General features: G+C 66.5%; 14 protein-coding genes. 6 read left to right on the plus strand and 8 right to left on the minus strand.

Annotated elements, in window-relative coordinates:
• Window positions 1-360: 360 nt before the first annotated feature.
• From AC5P78_RS04350 to AC5P78_RS04375, 6 genes are all read right to left on the minus strand, one after another.
• Window positions 361-2658: a TonB-dependent receptor gene (locus tag AC5P78_RS04350; protein ID WP_201862517.1), complete on the minus strand. Its 2298-nt coding sequence runs from the start codon at window positions 2656-2658 to the stop codon at window positions 361-363.
• A 160-nt stretch (window positions 2659-2818) separates the two neighbouring features.
• A complete protein-coding gene (locus AC5P78_RS04355) occupies window positions 2819-3361 on the minus strand; it encodes a hypothetical protein (RefSeq protein WP_201862519.1) in 543 nt (180 codons plus the stop codon).
• Window positions 3336-3956 (minus strand): hypothetical protein, encoded by a 621-nt coding sequence (locus AC5P78_RS04360; RefSeq protein ID WP_227860177.1) that lies wholly within the window; start codon window positions 3954-3956, stop codon window positions 3336-3338. The genes AC5P78_RS04355 and AC5P78_RS04360 overlap by 26 nt, the downstream gene beginning before the upstream one ends.
• 181 nt (window positions 3957-4137) lie before the next feature.
• Complete coding sequence (gene phbB, locus AC5P78_RS04365) at window positions 4138-4878, minus strand: acetoacetyl-CoA reductase (protein ID WP_005419193.1); 741 nt, start codon at window positions 4876-4878, stop codon at window positions 4138-4140.
• 24 nt (window positions 4879-4902) lie between these two features.
• Window positions 4903-6231, minus strand: a complete 1329-nt coding sequence (locus AC5P78_RS04370) for a CitMHS family transporter (protein ID WP_012481220.1) — start codon at window positions 6229-6231, stop codon at window positions 4903-4905.
• Between the two features lie 74 nt (window positions 6232-6305).
• The gene (locus AC5P78_RS04375) at window positions 6306-7445 is read right to left on the minus strand and encodes an OprO/OprP family phosphate-selective porin (protein ID WP_005410980.1); all 1140 of its coding nucleotides are present in this window, start codon (window positions 7443-7445) and stop codon (window positions 6306-6308) included.
• A 242-nt stretch (window positions 7446-7687) separates the two neighbouring features.
• On the opposite strand from AC5P78_RS04375, the gene AC5P78_RS04380 reads away from it, so the two are divergent.
• From AC5P78_RS04380 to AC5P78_RS04395, 4 genes are read left to right on the plus strand one after another with little or no spacing between them, the layout of a single operon-like run.
• Window positions 7688-8377: a response regulator gene (locus AC5P78_RS04380; RefSeq protein WP_087802437.1), complete on the plus strand. Its 690-nt coding sequence runs from the start codon at window positions 7688-7690 to the stop codon at window positions 8375-8377.
• Window positions 8370-9761, plus strand: coding sequence for a sensor histidine kinase (locus AC5P78_RS04385; protein WP_005414430.1), 1392 nt, complete (start codon window positions 8370-8372; stop codon window positions 9759-9761). Before AC5P78_RS04380 ends, AC5P78_RS04385 begins: the two co-directional genes overlap by 8 nt.
• Window positions 9758-10813 (plus strand): ABC transporter substrate-binding protein, encoded by a 1056-nt coding sequence (locus tag AC5P78_RS04390; protein WP_012481216.1) that lies wholly within the window; start codon window positions 9758-9760, stop codon window positions 10811-10813. The genes AC5P78_RS04385 and AC5P78_RS04390 overlap by 4 nt, the downstream gene beginning before the upstream one ends.
• A 28-nt stretch (window positions 10814-10841) precedes the next feature.
• Window positions 10842-11492 (plus strand): response regulator, encoded by a 651-nt coding sequence (locus tag AC5P78_RS04395; protein WP_012481215.1) that lies wholly within the window; start codon window positions 10842-10844, stop codon window positions 11490-11492.
• A gap of 637 nt (window positions 11493-12129) precedes the next feature.
• Here the strand turns inward: AC5P78_RS04395 and AC5P78_RS04400 are convergent.
• Window positions 12130-14772 carry a hybrid sensor histidine kinase/response regulator gene (locus AC5P78_RS04400; protein ID WP_087802431.1) on the minus strand — a complete coding sequence of 881 codons (2643 nt, stop codon included), beginning with the start codon at window positions 14770-14772 and terminating at the stop codon, window positions 12130-12132.
• Window positions 14773-14838: 66 nt separating this feature from the next.
• Window positions 14839-16008, minus strand: coding sequence for an OprO/OprP family phosphate-selective porin (locus AC5P78_RS04405; protein WP_005414426.1), 1170 nt, complete (start codon window positions 16006-16008; stop codon window positions 14839-14841).
• A gap of 332 nt (window positions 16009-16340) precedes the next feature.
• Between AC5P78_RS04405 and AC5P78_RS04410 the strand changes: the two genes are divergently transcribed.
• Both AC5P78_RS04410 and AC5P78_RS04415 read left to right on the plus strand, forming a co-directional pair.
• Window positions 16341-17684: a dicarboxylate/amino acid:cation symporter gene (locus AC5P78_RS04410; protein ID WP_005410972.1), complete on the plus strand. Its 1344-nt coding sequence runs from the start codon at window positions 16341-16343 to the stop codon at window positions 17682-17684.
• Window positions 17685-17915: 231 nt separating this feature from the next.
• Complete coding sequence (locus tag AC5P78_RS04415; RefSeq protein ID WP_053461346.1) at window positions 17916-20207, plus strand: NADP-dependent malic enzyme; 2292 nt, start codon at window positions 17916-17918, stop codon at window positions 20205-20207.
• Window positions 20208-20485: the final 278 nt, after the last annotated feature.

Consider the following 20485-nt stretch of genomic DNA (forward strand, 5'->3'; position numbering starts at 1 on the left):
CGTAAACCCATCCATGGGGGCTCGATCGGCGCATCCATGCGCCTCACGGTCCTGGCCAGGGTGCCCCACCGCCGCCAGACAGTTTCCCGCGCGGGCGGCAGCACATCATCGCGCCGAAGGGATTGCGCTTGAAAAGCAAAGAGCCGGGCAATGCCCGGCTCTTTGCTTCTGCTCTTCTTTGCCTTCCGCACCGTGGCGCGGGAAGCCGTCGAGCAGGGTCGGATGGGCCGGCGCAGGACCGTTGGCGCCATGGATGGCGCCATCGAGCCCCCATGGATGGGTTTACGGCGTGTCCTGCGCCGGCCCATCCGGCTCTGCCCCGCGATGATAATCAAGACGCTGCGGAGCAACGCTTTCGACTTAGAACTCCGCCGCCACCGTCATGAACAACTGACGCGGTGCGCTCGCATGGATCGCATAGCGCGTGCCCTTCGGATCGGTCGGCGCGAACGAGCTCAGTTGGCCGGCATAGCGCTTGTTGGTCAGGTTGGTCGCGTTCAACGACACCCGCACGTTGCGCAGGCCCAGGCCCGGGCCGAAATCGTAGCCCGCACCGGCGTCGAAGGTGGTCACGCCCGGCACCGACTGGTCGTTGGTGTAGGTGTAGTAGCGCTTGCCGGTGTACTTGGCACGCAGGCTGGCGAAGAAGCCATCGCGGTTCCAGCTGATCTCACTGGAGGCCATGCGCTGCGGCGTATCCACCGTGATCTTGCCGGCCACCGGAACGATGGCGCCGCCCGAGGTGTAGTCATCCTCGTAGGTGGTCTTGTTCCAGGACAGCGCGTTGTACCACTGCAGGCCGTCGATCGGCTTGAGGATGAAGGTCAGTTCCGCGCCGTAGCTCTTCACCGAACCGACGTTGATGAAGCGCGTCACGCACTCCGGACGCGTGCCGACTTCGATGCTCGAGCACGGGTTCAACGACAGCAGGCGGTTGTCGAACTTGACGTTGTATGCGGCGATCGAGGCCTGGTACTTCTCGCCGAAGGTACGGAAGCCGGCTTCCAGGCTCTTGGACTTCTCCGGCTCCAGGCCAGCGCTGGCCGCGAACGATTCCGGCGACACCTGCAGCGGGCCGCCGCTGCCACCGCCGACGAAGGCGGCGATGTTTTCGGCGTACGAGGCGAACAGCTCGTTGTTGGCATTGAGCTTGAAGCCCAGGCCCACCTGCGGCAGCACCGATTCCTTGGCGGTCAGCGTGCCCGAGGCGATGCTGGTTTCCACGCCCGGCTGGGCGGTGGCACGCATGCGGGTGTTCGGGCTCTTGATGCCCACGTCCACGGTCAGGCGCTGGTCCAGGAAGCGCATGCGGTCCTGCACGTAGAACTGGCGCGTGCGGATGTCGAAGTCCTGGTTGAACAGCAGGCGATCAGGGTTCTTCAGGTACAGGTCGTCCAGGAACGGGCCACTGATGTAGTAGAAGTTGCGCGACACGTTGTGGTCGTTCTGCTCGTACCACAGGCCGGCTTCCAGTTCGTGGATGCCCACCGTCCACGACAGCGCGGCGGTCAGGCCGTCGCGGTTGATCGTGTAGTTGGTGCTGCGGATCGAGATCGGCAGCATCCTGTCGGTGCCCGGGTAGGACGGCTGGCCCGGTGCCCACCAGTGGCCCTGGCCACGGTTGTCGTGGTGATAGGCCAGCAGCTTCAGGCGGCCCTGCTCGCCCAGGCGCAGGTCGGCATCGACCGAATAGAGATTGTCGTCACGCAGTGCGCGGCTCTGGTAGTAGGCATCGTCGATGCTGCGGACATTGCCGCTGTACTTGCACTTCGAAGCATTGAAGGTGCCCGGCGCGCAGTACGCAGCGGCCACGGCGCGATCCCAGTCCGGCGCGTAGATGTTCCAATCCCAGCCCAGGCCACGCGCCAGCATGTCCTTGGACAGGTAGGCGTAGTTGGCCTGGCTGGCGCGCGAGGTGGCCACGAACGCACCGAAGCGGTGGTCGCCGACATTCCACACTGCCTTGGCGTTGAACTGGCGGGTGGTCTGGTTCTGGTAGGGCGCGGCCCACATGTCCTGGTCCTGGTGCACGCCGGACACATAGGCCGAGAAGCCGTTGATGTCACCGGTATCCACGCGCAGGTAGCCACGGCGCTGGCTGTTGTCGCCGACGGTGACGCTGGCGCGGCCACCGAACTCGGTGGACGGGTCCATCGAGAAGTACTGGATGGTGCCGCCCAGGTTGCTGGTCGAGGCCACGCCCAGCGAACCGATGCCCTGCGACAGCTCGGCACCGGCCAGGTTCTCGGCGATGATGGCGCGGGCGATGCTCAGGCCGTTGTAGTTGCCGTAGCTGTTGTCGCCCAGCGGGATGCCGTCCAGCGTGTAGCCGAGGCGGCTCTTGTCGAAGCCGCGCAGGCTGATGGTCTGCGATTCTTCGTTGGCGCCGAAGGCATCGTTGGACTGCACCGACACGCCCGGCAGGCGGTCGAGGATCTTCTGGCCGCTGGTGCCCGGCGGCAGCACCTGCTTGTCGACGGTGGTGATGCGCTGCACCTGGCGGGTCTCGCCCTGGCCGATCACGGAGACGGTATCCAGCGTCTGCGCGCTCAGCGCGGCATCGGTGCTGGCGCCGGTATCGGCGGCGGTGGCGGCATGGGCGCTGGTGGCGGCGGAGAGGGCGATCGCCACGGCGATCGTCAGGTGTCGGGTCTGCATGGTGGTCCGTTGCATTGGGGGTGGTCACCGGCACGCGTGCGCGGTGCATGGCCACTATGCGAACGGAACATGAAACCTTCTTTACGAAAAACCAACGAACGATGCAGGGCAGTGGTGCGTGCTCTGCAACATGTTCGTCATGGTGGTAGGCCGGTGGGAATCAGAAGCGCTCCCCAGGCCAGCTCAATTTGAGCTGGTCCATGCAGTCACGGTCATGCTCGGAGAATGAGAACCCGATCTGGATGCCGTTCACTACTGTGCCGAACACCGTCGACTCGTCCAGGCTATGCCCTGACGGCACGGAAAGGACATTGAAGTCGGGGTAGCGACGACCCATCTGCTTTCGCGAGATGCAGGCGCCGCTCAGCCGCAGCGTAATGCCTTTGATGATTCGCCCCGACGCGTCGGTGTAGATCTGGCCAGAGGGCCCCTTGATCCTCCCAGCGACCGCGAATGGCGCCAGATCGATGGTGGCGCTGTCGCCCCGGCCCCTTCTTGCTTCCGAACGCGAGCCGGGTGGAGCCAGGGGTGATAGCTGCGCGACAAGGTCAGAGCGTGACAGCTGCAAGGACCAGCGCTCCACGAGCCGCCAGGTTGCATCCGCCTCTTCCGCAGTGGCAGCGGACGTGGCTGCTGTTGCAGAACCGGCAACCAACAGGCTCAGGATCAGAAGAAGTTCAGGGACGGGCTGCGATCGCTTCATCGTAGATTCTTCCGTAGAAGTCGTTGTAGTTCTCGCCGGTGGTTGAAGTTACGTTGTTGTCGCAGAACAGCTTACCTACCTGCCGGTCCAGGTCTTCACCGCCGGCATCGGCCTGTGCGATGAGGCCAGGACCGTTGGACGCAGCTACGCCGATGTCGTAGTACCCCAGGCTGGTCACCAGAAGCTCACTGCGCGCGGTGAGGTTGTTGAGTACCGCTTTCCCCTCCATGGTGCAGAAGTGCTGGATGAACGCACCTCGGGTGCTCAGGGCGATACCTTCGAAATACAGTGCGTGTCCCACTTCATGGGCAATGGCTGCGATCCGGAAGTAATAGCCTGCAATGTCGGAGGAATCGCAGTCGAAGGACTGGATGTAGATCCGGATGGGATCGCGATTGGTATAGGACGCGGGAGCCCAGGCGAAGGTCCACTCCGGATGGCCGGTGATCTGCGCGTCGAGCGTGGGCGCGCGTGGGATCAGCCAGTCGGGGCAGCCCAGGCCCGTGATCACCCGCATAGGCGGGGGCTCCGCGCGGGTCGGTGTCGCCAGCAGCGTAGTGGCGACCACGAGAAGCGCAATCAGCAATGCACGCATGCCAACCTCCTTGATCCGCGATTCCAGCCGTTCATCCATCGGGCTCGGCGAGCGCTGGCAGGTATAGCAGCGTTCTGCCGATGTATCGGGAAGTGCGTCTCAGAAATGCAGAAACAAAAGGGGCCGGATCACCTTCACAACTGAAGGTGATCCGGCCCCCGCGCACTCCGTGGGGGAGGGCTTAGCCCATGTACAGGCCACCGTTGACCGGATAGTCGGCACCGGTCACATACGAGGCTTCATCCGACGCCAGCCACGCGCACAGGCCGGCCACTTCCTCGGGGCGGCCCAGGCGGCGAACCGGCACCGAGGCGGCCAGCCGGTCCAGCACATCCGGCGGGAAGCTGCTGATCGCCTGGCTGGCGATGTAGCCCGGCGACAGCGTGTTGACGGTGACCCCGCGCGACGCAACTTCGGCAGCCAGCGCACGGCTGAAGCCATGCATCGCGGCCTTGGCGGTGGCGTAGTTCACCTGGCCGATCTGTCCCTTGTGGGCACTGACCGAACCGATGTTGATGATGCGGCCCCAGCCCCGCGTGGCCATGCCGTCCACCACCTGCTTGGTCAGGTTGAACAGCGCGTTGAGGTTGGACGCGATCACCGCGTTCCAGTCCTCCACCGTCATCTGCCGGAACAGCAGGTCGCGGCTGCCGCCGGAATTGTTGACCAGTACATCCACCTCGCCGACTTCGGCGCGGACCTTGGCGAACGCCGCGCTGGTCGAGGCCCAGTCCGTCGCGTTGCCTTCGGAGGCGATGAAGTCGAATCCCTGTTCGCGCTGCTCGCGCAGCCAGTTGGCCTTGCGCGGCGAGTTCGGCGCGCAGCCGGCAACCACGGTGTGGCCGCTGCGGGCCAGGCTCTGGCAGATGGCAGTGCCGACACTGCCCATTCCACTGGTGACGTAAGCGATTCGAAGCGTCATTGCAGAAGGCTCCTTGGCAAAGGGTCAGGCGGCGAGGGGATACAGGCCGAACAGCAGGCTGCCGACCATCAGCAGCATCGAGATGGCGATGGCCCACTTCAGGGTGAACTTCTGGTGGTCGGCGAATTCGACCTTGGCCAGGCCCACCAGCAGGTAGGTGGACGGCACCAGCGGGCTGAGCAGGTGCACCGGCTGGCCGGCCAGCGAGGCGCGCGCCATTTCCACCGGGGTGATGCCGTAGTTGCCAGCGGCCTCGGACAGGATCGGCAGCACGCCGAAGTAGAACGCGTCGTTGGACATGAAGAAGGTGAACGGCATCGACGCCACCGCCGTGATCACCGCCAGGTACGGGCCCCACGATTCCGGAATCACCGCCAGGAAGCTGTGCGACATCGCTTCGACCATGCCGGTGTTGTTGAGGATGCCGGTGAAGATGCCTGCGGCGAAGATCAGCGACACCACCGACAGCACGTTGCCGGCATGGTTGACCACGCGGCGGCGCTGCTCGGCCAGGTTCGGATAGTTGATCACCAGGGCGATGGCGAAGCCGACCATGAACAGCACTGGCATCGGCAGCACGCCGATGATCAGCGCGGTCATCAGTGCCACGGTCAGCGCCAGGTTCACCCACAGCAGCTTCGGGCGCTTGATGTCTTCGGCGTCTTCCACGGTCGGCAGCGGGTTGCTGTCATCGGACACGCTGTTGTCCATCCAGCTGCCGCCCTTGGGCAGGGTCACCACGCCGAGGCGACGGCGTTCCTTCAGGCCCAGGTACCAGGCCAGCAGCAGCACGCCGGCACAGGCGATCACCATCGACGGGATCAGCGGCACGAACACGTCGGCCGGGTCCACGTGCAGCGCGGTGGCCGCGCGTGCGGTCGGGCCGCCCCACGGGGTCAGGTTCATCACGCCGCCGGCGAGGATGGTCACGCACGTCATGTTCAGCGCGTTCATGCCCAACCGCTGGTACAGCGGCAGCATCGCCGAGACGGTGATCATGTAGGTGGTCGAGCCATCGCCATCGAGCGAGATCAGCATCGCCAGCACCGCGGTGCCAAGCACGATCTTCATCGGGTCGCCCTTGACGAAGCGCAGGATCACCCGCACCAGCGGATCGAACAGGCCCGCGTCGATCATCACCCCGAAGTAGAGGATGGCGAACATCAGCATCACGCCGGTCGGCGCGATCTTCTTGATGCCCTCCAGCATCATCTCGTCGATGCCGGCACCGAAGCCACCGATCAGCGCGAACAGGATGGGAATGGTGATCAGGGCGACGAGCGGCGACAGGCGTTTGCTCATGATCAAGTACATGAACGTAATGACCATGCCAAAGCCGAGGATGCTCAGCATCATCTGCGGACTCCTTGCGAAAACAGGACGTGGGGAGTGGAAGGGGCCCGGGCGGAATGCCCGGAATGTCGGGCCTAGAAGTCGTACTGCAGGCGGCCGGTGACCGCGCGCGTGCGGTCCACCGTCACCCCGGCCAGGCGATCACGGTTGCGGCTTTCGATCACGTTGAGCATGAAGCGCAGGTTGTCGCGCAGGTACCAGTTGCCACCCAGCGTCCAGGCTTCGGTACTGCCGCGACGCAGGTCCGGCGCACCGTCGAGATGCTGCGCGCCCCACATCTGGTCGTAGCGCAGCGCCACTTCGAAGGCACCGGCCTTGTGCCGGATGTCCTTCACCCGCGCGAATCGACCGGTCTTGCGGTCGTAGGCACGACTTTCGCCGGTGACGAACCAGCTGAGCATGCCGTAGGCCGCCATTACATCGCCGCGCTGCGCGCCGTCGTCGAAGGTTGCGCCACTGAACTCGCCCTGCCACGACAGCGGGCCGCGCACCTGCGCGTATTCCAGCGACCACTTGTTGACGTCGGTATCGCGGCCGGCGGAGAAGTCGACCAGGGTCAGGCGACTGTTGTCGGACAGATGGCCGGCCGGGCGCGGGCGGATGCGCAGGCCGGGCACGCCGTTGGCGCCGGGGTTGTCGTAGGCCTCGCGGGCCAGCGACAGGCCCAGGTGCAGCACGTCGCCATCGCTGGGCGAGGGTGCCCAGGTGACGCGGCCACCGGCGGCGCGACCCTTCACCTGCCAGGCGTCGATGCTCTCCAGGCTGTAGAGGCTGGCCGCCCAGGTGAAGTCACCGGGGTTGGCCTGCCAGGACGCACCCAGGCGGTACAGCGGCGCCAACGTGGTGCCGGCGTTGCCACGTTCCAGGAAGCTGCCGTAGTTGGAGCTGGTGCGGTCATCCAGCGAGAAGTACTGCTTGAACTGGCCCACGGTCAGCTTGCCGGCCTTGCCGAAGCTGCGTGCCAGGTACACGTCCTTGGCCTCGACGCGGTCGCCGGAGAAATCGGCTTCCAGCTTGTAGTCGACCACGAAGAACTTGCCGGACACGTCAACCCACGCACGGCGGATTTCGGTGTCGTCCTTGTTCGGGGTGCCCCGGTTGTCGTTGTCGAAGGTGGCGAAGTCCAGGTGCAGGCGACCACCCAGGGTGGCGGTGACCGGACGGTCGTCTTCGGCGGCGAAGGCCGGCGCCGACAGGGCAGCCAGCGCCATCATGGCGGCAGGGCGCCGCCAGGCAAACGTGAATTCCACAAACCCTCCCAGGTGCGCGCCAGGCGCGCGGCAATCGTGGGCACCGGACGGTGCGCGGCCGCAGTCTGGGTCGGGCAAGCTGTCATCGTCCTGTCAACGGATTGTGCGGTGCAGCGTAAAGCGGCCCGCTGCTGCCTCCGGGCGGGGGCCGGCGAGCGCGACAGCGGCATGCGGTAGCATTCGTTTCCCCTCCCACCCCCGTGCCCATGCGCCTGCTGCTGGTCGAAGACAACCCGGATCTGGCCGATGCGATCATCCGCCGCATGCGCCGCAGTGGGCATGCCGTGGACTGGCAGGCCGATGGCCTGGCGGCGGCCAGCGTGCTGCGCTACCAGAGCTTCGACCTGGTGGTGCTGGATATCGGCCTGCCCAAGCTCGATGGCCTGCGCGTGCTGGCCGGCATGCGCGAGCGCGGCGACAGCACGCCGGTGCTGATGCTGACCGCGCGCGATGGCATCGAAGACCGCGTGCAGGCGCTGGATGTCGGCGCCGATGACTACCTGGGCAAACCGTTCGATTTCCGCGAGTTCGAAGCACGCTGCCGCGTGCTGCTGCGGCGTGCGCGTGGGCAGGCCAGCGAAGTGGTGCAGATCGGCGGCTTCCAGTTCGATAACGCCGCGCACCGGGTCAGTCTCGACGGTGAACCGATCGAACTGCCCAACCGCGAGTACCGGCTGCTGGAGATCCTGGTCGGCCGCCTCGGCCAGGTGGTCGGCAAGGACGAAATCGGCAACGGCCTGTTCGGCTTCGACGACGAAGCCGGCCCGAATGCCATCGAGCTGTATGTGGGGCGCCTGAGAAAAAAGCTGGCAGGCGCACCGCTGCGCATCACCACGGTGCGCGGCGTTGGCTACCTGCTGGAAACCAGTGATGACAGCGCCGACGCCGATGGCTGACGCGCGTACCGCGAATGCCGCACCGGGCTCGCTGCGGCGCACGCTGCTGCTCTACCTCGGCGCGTTGCTGGCGGTGTTCGCGGTGGCCCTGCTGTTTGCGGCGCGCGGGTATGGTCAGCGCGCCGCCAACCGTTCCTACGATCACCTGCTGGTGTCCTCGGCGTTGTCCATTGCCGATTCGGTGGCCCTGGTCGATGGCCAATGGCAGGTCGATCTGCCCTATGCCGCGCTGGACCTGCTGGCGATGGCCCCGGAAGACCGCGTGTTCTATCGGGTCGCCGACAGCCGCGGCAACCTGATCACCGGCTACGGCGACCTGCCGGCGCCGCCGCGACGGCCCGGCACGCAACCGCAGCTGTTTGATGCGGCGTACAGCGGCGAGACCGTGCGCTTCGTGGTGGTCGGCCGCAGTTTCGCCGCCGCCTCGGCGCAGGGGGAAGTACAGGTGCAGGTCGGCCAGACCCGGCGTGCGCGCGAAGCGGTCGCGCAGGACATGGTCAACCGTGCATTGCTGGCGATCGGTGTGCTGTCCGGGCTGCTGCTGGCGCTGGTGGCCTTTGGCGTGCATCGCGCGTTCCGGCCATTGGTGCGGGTGGAACGCGAGCTGTCGCGCCGCGAGCCATCCGACCTGAAGCCGCTGGATGCGCGCGTGCCGCGTGAGATGGACCAGATGGTGGCGGCGTTGAACCGCTTCATGGAACGACTGTCCAGCAGCAACGAGACCTTGCGCGCGTTCATGGCCGAGGCCGCGCACCAGATGCGTACGCCGTTGGCTGCCCTGCGCGCGCAGGCACAGCTGGCGCTGGATGACGACGACCCCGAGGACATGCGGCGCAGCCTGCAGGCGATCGAACGCAATGCCACCCACATGAGTCGGTTGCTGAACCAGCTGCTCAGCGATGCCAGCGTGATCCATCGCTCGCATCTGCAGCGCTTTGCAGCGGTGGACCTGGCCGAGACCGTGCACCAGGCCCTGCATGAAGCACTGCCGCAGGCCGGCCCGGCACCGCGCGTACAACTGGCGATGACCGCCGAGCCGGTACAGGTACATGGCGATGCGCTGCTGTTGCGCGAGGCGATCAAGAACCTGGTCGACAACGCGTTGAAGTACGGTGGTGATGGGCCGTTGCAGATCGCATTGACCGTGGAAGGCGGGCAGGCCGTGCTGACCATCGCCGACCACGGTGCCGGCATTGCCGCCGCCGATGCCGAACGCGTGTTCGAGCGCTTCGCCCGTGGCGAAGGCGCGCCGTCCGGCGGCGCCGGGCTTGGCCTGGCCATCGTCAAGCGCGTGGTCGACAGCCATGGCGGTCGCATCGACCTCAGCAACCGTCCGCAGGGCGGGCTGGTCGCCACCATCCGCCTGCCCCGGAGCACTCCATGATCCGCCTGTTCGCTGCTGCCGTTGCCTTGCTGCTGGCCCTGCCGGTGCTTGCGGCACCGGGCGACGTGCGCCGCTTCCCGGCCCAGGCAAAGGCCACTGCGCAGCTGCGCATCCACGGCACCACCGACATCGAAGTGTTCGCGGTAGTGATTGCCGACTACCAGCGGCTGCACCCCGGCACTGAGGTGGTGTACGAGGACATCATCACCCAGGACCTGTACGCGCGGTACCTGCACGACCGCGGCGGACCGGCATCGCCGGACCTGCTGATCTCCAGCGGCATGGACCTGCAGACCAAGCTGGTCAACGACGGCCACGCGCTGCCGCATCGTTCGGCGCAGACCGCTGCGCTGCCGGCCTGGGCGCAGTGGCGCAACGAGGCCTTCGGCATCAGCTACGAGCCGGTGGTGATGGTCTACAACACCCGCGCACTGCCGGCTGCGAAGGTGCCGCACACGCGTCGGCAACTGCTGGACCGGTTGCGCGCGGAGGGGGCACCGCTGCGCGGCAGGGTCGGTACCTATGACATCGAGCGCAGCAGTGTCGGCTACCTGTTGTCTACCCAGGATGCGCAGCGTGGCAGCATCGCCGGCGCGTTGCTGGGCGCGCTGGGCGACAACGACGTGGTGCGCGAGGAGCGCACCGGCGTGCTGCTGGACAAGGTCGCCAGCGGACAGCTGTCGCTGGTCTACAACGTGCTCGGCTCCTACGCGCAGGCGCGCATCGACGCGGGTGCGCCGCTGGCGATCGTGGAGCCCGAGGACTACACGCTGGTGGTGCTGCGTACCGCGGTGATTCCACGTACCGGCCCACACCCGGAAGAAGCCCGGCGCTTCCTCGACTACCTGTTGTCACCACGTGGCCAGCAGGTGCTGTCGCGCGAGGCACGGCTGATGCCGATCGTGACCGGCAACGCAGGTGGCGACGATGCGCCCGGCCGCAGCCGCCGCCCGATCCAGCTCGGCCCGGGCCTGCTGGTGTACCTGGACGCGCTCAAGCGCCGCCAGTTCCTGGATGCCTGGCGCAGCAGCGTGGAGCCGGCAGGGCGCTGAGGCTCCGGCCTGCCCGTACAATGGCGGCATGAGCGAATACACCATCCTGATCGCCGATGACCACCCGCTGCTGCGTTCGGCGGTGGTGCAGTCATTGCGGCAGAGCCTGCCGCTGGCGCAGGTGCGCGAGGTCGCCAGCGCCGAGGCATTGGCCGAAGCACTCGACGCGTACCCGGACGTGGACCTGGTGCTGCTGGACCTGACCATGCCCGGCGCGCACGGTTTCTCCGCGCTGCTGCACGTGCGCGGCTCGCATCCGGACATCCCGGTGGTGATCCTCTCGTCCAACGACCACCCACGGGTGATCCGCCGTGCCCAGCAGTTCGGCGCGGCCGGCTTCATTCCGAAGTCGGCCCCGGCCGAGACCATCGGCGAGGCCGTGCAGGCGGTGCTCGATGGTGGCCTGTGGTTCCCGGCGATGGCCGCCGAGCGTTCGGAGGCCGATGCACTGCTGGCCAGCCGCCTGGCCCAGCTGACCCCGCAGCAGTTCCGCGTGCTGCTGTGCCTGGCCGATGGCCTGCTCAACAAGCAGATTGCCTATACGCTGGGGTTGGCCGAGAACACGGTGAAGGTGCATGTCACCGCGATCCTGAAGAAGCTCGAATGCCATAGCCGCACGCAGGCAGCGGTGCTGGTGAAGGCGCTGGAGCCTGAGGGCGACGCCGGCATCGGGTTGTAGTTTCCAGCCAACGGCGCAGCCCCTCGTGGGTGGGTTTGGGTTGGTCGCTGAAAGCAGAAGCTGCGAGCGGGCCAGTCGGGTTGGGTGCGCGGGGGACGCCGTGAATCCGCCCCTGGAGGCTTGGCAGCCGCTTGCTCGTGTGCGCTGTCCTGCGCACACGGCAAGACCCGGGTTGGGCGTCCTGCCCAACCCGCCCGAGGCATGCCTCGGGCCCATGCGGCTGACACCCCCGCGCACCCAACCCGACCGACCTCTGACAGATTTCGGTGGCCTGTCACCCACGGAAGAGAAAAGAAGATCAAAAGCAAAGGCAGCCTGGCAGGCCATTTTTCGTAGAGCCGAGCCCACGCTCGGCTGCTTTCCGGCCCGTCCGTGAGGCCGAGCATGGGCTCGGCTCTACACGAGCAAGCGCAGCGCGCGACCCGCTTTTGATCTTTTTTCTTCTCCGAGGGTGGACGCGCACGGAACGTGTCCGTGGCCGGGCAGATGGGCTGCACAGGGGCGTGAGCCGCATGGATGCGGCGACCGAGCTTACAGGGACGTACTTGCAGCGGCCCCTGTGCAGCCCATCTGCCCGGTCCCACCGATGAACTGCTTTGTGCGACCACCCACGAGGGGCTGCGCCATTGGCTGGAAACTACCCGCGATGCCGGATCAACAACTGGCTCATCAACGCCCGCAGCGCCGGCGGCTTCACCGGCTTGGCCATCATTCCCCAACCGCGCTCGCCGGCCATCTCACGCAATCCCGCATCGCGCTCGGCGGTGACCAGCACCACCGGCGGGCGCGCTTGCCACAACTCGGCCAGCGTCTCGTACAGCACCGGCCCGTGGTGATCGCCCATGCGCACATCCAGCAGCACCAGCTCCGGCACCGCGCCTGTTGCCGCCAGCTGCAGCGCCGCCTGCGGGCCGTCGGCCAGCGCCACCTCGCAGCCCCAGCGCTCCAGCAGCGCGCGGCTGGCGGCGCAGACGTGCGGATCGTCGTCGATCACCCACACCCGGCGACCGCGCAGCGGATTGTCCGCGGCCGGTTCCTGCACCAGCACCGGCACAGGAGCAGTAGCGGGAATCGCGCTGGCTTCGCCGAACGGCACGCCCACCGCGAACACGCTGCCCTGGCCCAGCTGCGAGCGCAGGCGGATCGGGTGGCCGAGCAGCCGACCGATGCGGTCGACGATTGCCAGGCCAAGGCCGGCGCCGCGCTGCTGGCCGTCGTGCAGGCGGCGGAACTCCTCGAAGATCTCGCCCTGCAGTGCATCGGGAATGCCGGGGCCCTGGTCGTGAACTTCGATCCACAGCAGGCCTTCGCGGCGACGGCAGCCGAGCAGCACGCGGCCACGTTCGCTGTAGCGCAATGCGTTGGACAGGAAGTTCTGCAGGATGCGGCGCAGCAGCGCTTCATCGCTGACCACCACCGCAGCGGTATCGACCCAATCGACCACCAGCCCACGTGGCTGCGCGGCGATGCCGAACTCGCGTGCCAGCGTCTGCAGCAAAGGCCCGAGCCGGAACGCCTGTACGCGCGTGGGCAGGCTGCCCGATTCCAGGCGCGCGATATCCAGCAGGCTGTTGAGGATCGCATCCTGCGCGGCCAATGCAGCATCGATGTGGTCGCTGGTCTGTTGCTGCGCCGGGTCACTCAGCTTGCCGCGCAGCACCGAGACGAACATGCGCGCCGCGTTGAGGGGCTGCAGCAGGTCGTGCACGGCCGAGGCAACGAAACGGGTCTTGTAGCGGTTGGCCTGCTCGGCTTCGCGGCGTGCTTCTTCCAGATCATGGGTGCGCTCGGCGATGCGGTGCTCCAGCGCATCGGCCAACGAGCGCAGTTCGCGCGCGGCGTTCTTGTAGCTGGTGATGTCGGCATAGCTGGTGACGAAGCCGCCGTCAGGCAGCGGATTGCCACGGATCTCCAGCACCGTGCCGTCGTCCTTCTCGCTCTCGCGCATGTGCGGGCGGCCGCTGCGCAGGTGGTTCAGGCGGCGCTCGATTGCTTCATCGACGGGGCCCGGACCGAGCAGGCCACGGCGTGCGTTGAAGCGGAACAGTTCCTCGATCGGCCGGCCGACGCGAACCAGATCCTGTGGGAAACGGAACAGTTCCAGGTAGCGCGAGTTCCACGCGACCAGGCGCAGTTCGCGGTCGATCACCACCACGCCCTGCGGCAGGTGTTCGAGGCTGCGGCTGAGTCCGCTGTCGGCGTCGGTGGCCGCCTGCAGCAGGCCATCCTGTGCGGTGCGCAGTTCCTGTGCGTGCTGCTTGAGCAGGGTTTCCAGTTCGCGGCGGCTGCGCAGGCGATGCTTGGCCAGGCGTCGGCGCTGCTGCACGAACAGCACCAGGAAGCCCAGCGCCAGCCACGCGGCACCGCCGGTGAGGGCGGCCGCGCGACCGGCGGCGGTGGCGGCGCTGGCGTCGTGCAGCAGATGCAGGTTCCAGCCTTCGGCGGGCAGCGGTAGGCTTTGCCACAGCATCGGCTGCGGCAGTGCGGGATCGAGCAGGCGCACCATGCGGCCACCATCGGCAAGCACGTCTTCAGTACGCGCGCGCAATGGCTGCAATGCGCGGTCGGCGTATTGGCGGGCGTCCAGCATTTCGCGGCGCTCATCGGCGCCCAGCGGGCGCAGCAGGCGGTAGCGCCAGCTGTCACGGTTGGCCAGGAACACCACGTCATGGTCGTCGCTGGCCAGCACCACGTCCGGGCTGCTCAACCATTCCTGTTCCAGCGCCGACAGCTCGACCTTGATCACCACCACGCCGAGCCGCTTGCCATCTTCCTCGATGGCCTGCGACAGGTAGTAGCCGGGTACGCCGGTGGTCATGCCGATGCCGTAGAAGCGGCCGCGGCCCTGCGCCAGTGCCTGCCGGTAGTAGGGGCGGTAGCTGTAGTTCTCGCCGACGTTGCTGGTCGGCTGGTCCCAGTTGCTGGCCGCCACTGCCACGCCGTCGTGGCCGACCAGGGTCAGGGTCGAGGCACGGGTGACTTCATTGGCGCGTTGCAGCTTGAGGTTCAGCCGCTGCTGTTCGGTGGGCGAGGGCGGCACACGCAGGGCGTGCAGCAGATCCGGATCCAGCGCCAGTACCTGCGGCAACGTGCCGAAGCGGTCGATGCGCTGCTGCAGGCCCTGGCCGTACAGCTGCAGCTGGCGTTGCACCTGGCTGCTTTCCTCGCCGAGGGCGCGCCGCCAGGCGTAGTGGCCGGCGGCGACCGCACAAAGCACGGTGCCTCCGACCATCACCAGGATGGTCAGCAACAGCATCCGGTGGCGGCTGAGCCAGTACATGGCGGCAGTCTACGCAGGGCCGGCGGGCGTGACGTGCACGCCCGCCGGGATCTGACGTGGAAGGGGTCAGAAGTGCATCTGCGCGCGCAGCTCGAAGATCTCCGGCGTGCTGTGCACACCGCGACGGCTGGCGTCGACCTTCACGTAGTTGGCCTGGAACTTGAAGTGGCTGGTCAGGTACCAGTTCGCGCCCAGGGTCAGGTCGTGCTGGCGGCCACCCAGGATGCTGCCATCGTCCAGGTCCATGCGGCTGTAACGGGCCACCAGTTCCACCGCGCCGTAGTCGTGCGCCGGCTTGATGTTGGCCACGGCACCTGCGTTGTACGGGCGCGACTCGCCGGTCAGCACCCAGCTGGCCATCGCGTACTGGCCGCTGCCGGTGTAGTCGGGCTTGCCGTCATGGCGGGTGACCGTGGCGCGCAGGGCTTCGGCCTGCAGCGAGAACGGGCCGCGGATCCAGATGCCTTCCAGGCCGGTGCGGCGGATCTGGTCGGCGGTGACCAGGGCGCCGGAATCGACGTAGCGGATGTCGGTCAGGCCGGCTTCCGGGCGTGCGCGAAGGCGCGCGCTGGCCTCGTGGTGCACGTCACGGCCATCGCTGTAACCGCGCGGATTTTCCTGCGAGTAGGCCAGTCCCAGGTGGATCACGTCACCGGGCGCCTTCACCGGGGTCCACACCGCACGTACTGCCTGGGTGGTCCCGGGGTTGTCACCCTGCAGGTCCTTGCCGCCATAGGCGCCGGCCTGCAGCAGGTACTGCGGACGCTCCAGCACCCATTCCACGCCGGTGCGGCGGCCTTCGTAGAAGGCCTGCACGGGCAGTGCGGTTTCCAGGAAGCTGCCGGCGCGCGAAGAGGTGTTCGCATCCAGGCCGACCGGCGTCTTCATGTAGCCGAAGCGGAAGCGACCGATGTCGCGGCCGAAGAAGGCCTTGCTCTCGAAGCGCACGAACACGTCCAGCCAGGTATCGGACTGGAAGTCGTAGTAGACCATCGCGTCGTAGACGCCCTTCTTCTTCAGCGTCGCACCGAACTCCTTGCGGCGCACGGCGTCGTCGTCCTCCAGGCCGCTGCCCGAGGAGAAATCGTTGTAGTCGTAGGCGATGTTGGCGGTAGCGGCCAACTCGGTGCCGTCGCCGAAGGCGTACTTGGTCGGCCAGTTGTCGAAATCGGCAGCCGAAGCGAAGGCGGGAAGCGCGGCCAGCGACAGGGCCAGCAAGGTGGGAATCGGGCGCATGTTGGGTGCGGCTCTCTCAGATTGCGTGTGGACAGGACAACAACGGCCGCAGGGGCCGAAACTTTCGCAATGACGCGCCCGGCCGTTCAGCACGGGCCACCGGCCTCCCCAGGATCGGGCGGTGCGGCGCCAGTGTAGGCATCGCCGCCACCTGAACCGGGGGGCTAGTACCAATAGGTTATCTGCGCCGGCGTGCCCGGCGCGTACAAAGGCGTCCATTGGTCGCACCTCCTGCGCATGCAGCACAGGGCCTGCGATCAGTTTCCACGGTAACGGTTCCCGCGCTGTCCCGGGGCCGTACGTGCCTGAAAACGCCACTTCCGGAGTCCGCCATGCACATCCCGACCGCAGCCCCGGCGCCTGCAAAGCCGTTGCCGATCTATCGCCAGCTGTATTTCCAGGTGATCGTGGCGATCGTCCTGGGCGCCATCCTCGGCCACTACGAACCGCTGATCGGCGAGAAGATGAAGCCGCTCGGCGATGCCTTCATCAACCTGGTGAAGATGATCATCGCGCCGGTGATCTTCCTCACCATCGTCACCGGCATCGCCAGCATGACCCACCTGCGCACGGTGGGCCGGGTGTTCGCCAAGGCGATGGCGTACTTCCTGTTCTTCTCCACGCTGGCACTGATCGTGGGCATGATCGTGGCGCACGTGGTGCAGCCCGGCGCCGGCATGAACATCAACCCGGCCGAGCTGGACCAGACCGCGGTGCACAGCTACGTCGAGAAGTCGCACGACCTGACCCTGGTCGGTTTCCTGATGGACATCATTCCGAAGACGCTGGTGAGCGCCTTCGTCGACGGCAACATCCTGCAGGTGCTGTTCATCGCGGTGCTGTTCGGCATCGCGCTGGCCTCGGTGGGCGAGAAGGGCAAGCCGATCCTGAACTTCCTGGAGGCGCTGGTCGCCCCGGTGTTCAAGCTGGTGCACATCCTGATGAAGGCCGCCCCGATCGGTGCCTTCGGCGCCATCGCCTTCACCATCGGCAAGTACGGCGTCGGTTCGCTGGTCAACCTGGCGTGGCTGGTGGGCTCGTTCTACCTCACCGCGTTCCTGTTCGTGGCGGTGATCCTCGGTGTGGTCTGCCGACTGTGCGGCTTCTCGGTGTTCAAGCTGGCGCGCTACCTGAAGGCCGAGCTGCTGCTGGTGCTGGGCACTTCCTCGTCGGAGTCGGCGCTGCCGTCGCTGATGGAGAAGATGGAACGCGCCGGTTGCAGCAAGTCGGTGGTGGGCCTGGTGGTCCCGACCGGCTACTCGTTCAACCTGGACGGCACCAACATCTACATGACCCTGGCGGCACTGTTCATTGCCCAGGCCACCAACACCGAACTGACCCTGGGCCACCAGATCGCCCTGCTGCTGGTTGCCATGCTCAGCTCCAAGGGTGCGGCCGGCGTCACCGGTGCCGGCTTCATCACCCTGGCCGCCACCCTTGCCGTGGTGCCGGAGGTACCGGTGGCCGGCATGGCGCTGATCCTGGGCGTGGACCGTTTCATGAGCGAATGCCGCTCGCTGACCAACTTCATCGGCAATGCGGTGGCCACCGTGGTGGTTTCGCGCTGGGAAGGCGCGCTGGACCGCAACCGCCTGCAGCTGGCGCTGGATGGCCGCGAAAGCGAGCTGCCGCCGCCGGTGGACGCACTGCCCGAGGCGCTGCCGGCCAAGGGCTGACCCAGGTGTGTGGTACCGCGGGGCCGATCACGACAGTGGTACGGCCCCGCGGCGTTTCAGGGCGTCCCATGGCTGTCATCGGGGGCGCCGATGCTTGGCATCCCGGTACCGTCGCATACGGCACGGAATTGTGCAGTCGCAGCATGCCTGCGACAGGATAGCGACAGGTCCAGACGCTCCAACGGGGGTATCATCCCCTGTCCCTTCTGCCCATTCATGTAACCCACATCGATGTCCAACGAAGATTTCAAACAGGCCGCCCTCGATTACCACCGGATGTCCCCGCCGGGAAAGATCAAGGTTTCCGCTACCAAGCCCATGCTGACCCAGCGCGACCTGTCGCTGGCGTATTCGCCGGGCGTGGCGTACGCCTGTGAAGCGATCAAGGCCGACCCGCAGCAGGCCAGCGAGCTGACCGCGCGCGGCAACCTGGTGGCGGTGATCTCCAACGGCACCGCCGTGCTGGGCCTGGGCAACATCGGCGCACTGGCCGGCAAGCCGGTGATGGAAGGCAAGGGCGTGCTGTTCCAGAAGTTCGCCGGCATCGATGTGTTCGACATCGAAGTGGATGAGACGGACCCGGACAAGCTGGTCGACATCATCGCCTCGCTGGAGCCGACCTTCGGCGGCATCAACCTGGAAGACATCAAGGCGCCGGAGTGCTTCGTGGTCGAGCGCAAGCTGCGCGAGCGCATGAAGATCCCGGTGTTCCATGACGACCAGCACGGCACGGCGATCATCGTCGGCGCAGCGGTGCTCAATGCCATGGCGATCACCGGCAAGAAGATCGAGGAAGTGAAGCTGGCGACCACGGGCATGGGCGCGGCTGGCATTTCCTGCGTGAACATGCTGGTGCAGCTGGGTCTGAAGCCGGAAAACATCCTGGCCTTCGACCGCGAGGGCGTGATCCATACCGGTCGTACCGACCTGGACCCGGAAAAGCAGCGCTATGCGCGCGACACCGACAAGCGCACCCTGGCCGAGATCGTCGACGGCGCGGACATCTTCCTGGGCCTGTCGGCACCGGGCATCCTGACCGCCGACATGGTCAAGACCATGGCGCCGGATCCGGTGATCTTCGCGCTGGCCAACCCGACTCCGGAAATCATGCCGGAGGTGGCGCGCGCCGCGCGTCCGGACGCGATCATCGGCACCGGCCGTTCGGACTACCCGAACCAGGTCAACAACGTGCTGTGCTTCCCGTACCTGTTCCGTGGTGCGCTGGACGTGGGCGCGACCGCGATCAACGAGGAAATGAAGATCGCCTGCGTGCGCGCCATCGCCGCGCTGGCACGCCGTGCCGCCACCGACATGGGCTCGGCCTATGGTGGCGAGACGCCGAGCTTCGGCCGTGAATACCTGATCCCGCGCCCGTTCGACCGTCGCCTGCTGGTGGAGCTGTCGGCCGCCGTGGCCCAGGCCGCGATGGACTCGGGCGTGGCCTCGCGCCCGATCGACGACATGGGCGCCTACCGCGACAAGCTGGCCCAGTTCGTCTACCGCACCAGCCTGATGATGAAGCCGGTCTACGACCGCGCGCGCAGCGACAAGCAGCGCGTGGTGTACGCCGAAGGCGAAGAGGAAGTGGTGCTGCAGGCGGTGCAGAACGTGGTCGATGACGGCCTGGCGCACCCGATCCTGATCGGCCGCCCGGAAGTGATCGAATCGCGCATCGAGCGCCTCGGCCTGCGCCTGAAGATCGGCGAGAACGTTGAAGTCACCAACATCAACGACGACCCGCGCTTCAACGAGTACTGGCAGTACTACCACGGCCTGACCGGCCGCCGTGGCGTGACCGTGGCCGCGGCGAAGAACCTGATGCGTTCGCGCCCGACCCTGATCGCAGCGGTGATGGTGGCCCGTGGCGAAGCCGATGCGATGCTGACCGGCATCGTCGGCCGCTTCCACAAGAAGCTGGGCTACGTGCGCAGCGTGCTGCCGCTGGAGCCGAAGGTCACCTCGACCTCTGCGATGACCGGCGTGATCAACCAGCAGGGCGTGTTCTTCTTCGTCGATACCCACGTGCAGGAAGACCCGACCGCCGAGCAGCTGTGCGAAGCGACCCTGCAGGCGGCCTACCGCATGAAGCTGTTCGGCATCGAGCCGAAGGTGGCGCTGCTGTCGCACTCCAACTTCGGCAGCCACGATTCCAAGGACGCGCTGAAGATGCGCCAGGTGCGCGAGCTGCTGCTCAAGCGCAACCCGCGTCTGAACGTGGACGGTGAAATGCAGGGCGACACCGCATGGGATGAAGCGCTGCGCCAGAAGCTGCTGCCGGGCTCGACCCTGCAGGGCCGCGCCAACCTGTTCGTGCTGCCGAACCTGGAAGCGGCCAACATCGCCTACAACCTGGTGCGTGTGTTCACCGACGGCGTGGCGATCGGCCCGATCCTGATGGGCGTGAACAAGCCGGTGCACATCCTGACCACCAGCGCGACCTCGCGCAGGATCCTGAACATGACCGCGATTGCAGCGGTGGATGCGCAGATTCGCAAGCAGCTGGAAGCGGAAAAGAAGGCGTAAGCCTTCTTTTCAGCGACAGCTGCAGAAACGCGCCCCACGGGGCGCGTTTCTGTTTCCGCAAAGCGGAAACGGGTAGAGTCGACTGTTAGTCGACTGCTCTTGATTCGGACGCCGAAAATCCCGCGCGATCGCGCGATAGTCGACTAACTGTGATCTCTCTGTACGTTGTTCATCCGGGACATCTTTGGAAAATGGTGGTTACCACACCTCTCCAGACCCCAAAGAGCCCGGATGAACCACCATAAAAATGCCCGTTTGACCGTCCATAGTCGAGCACT

Source organism: Stenotrophomonas sp. YJH_SMC_133, from assembly GCF_059370655.1.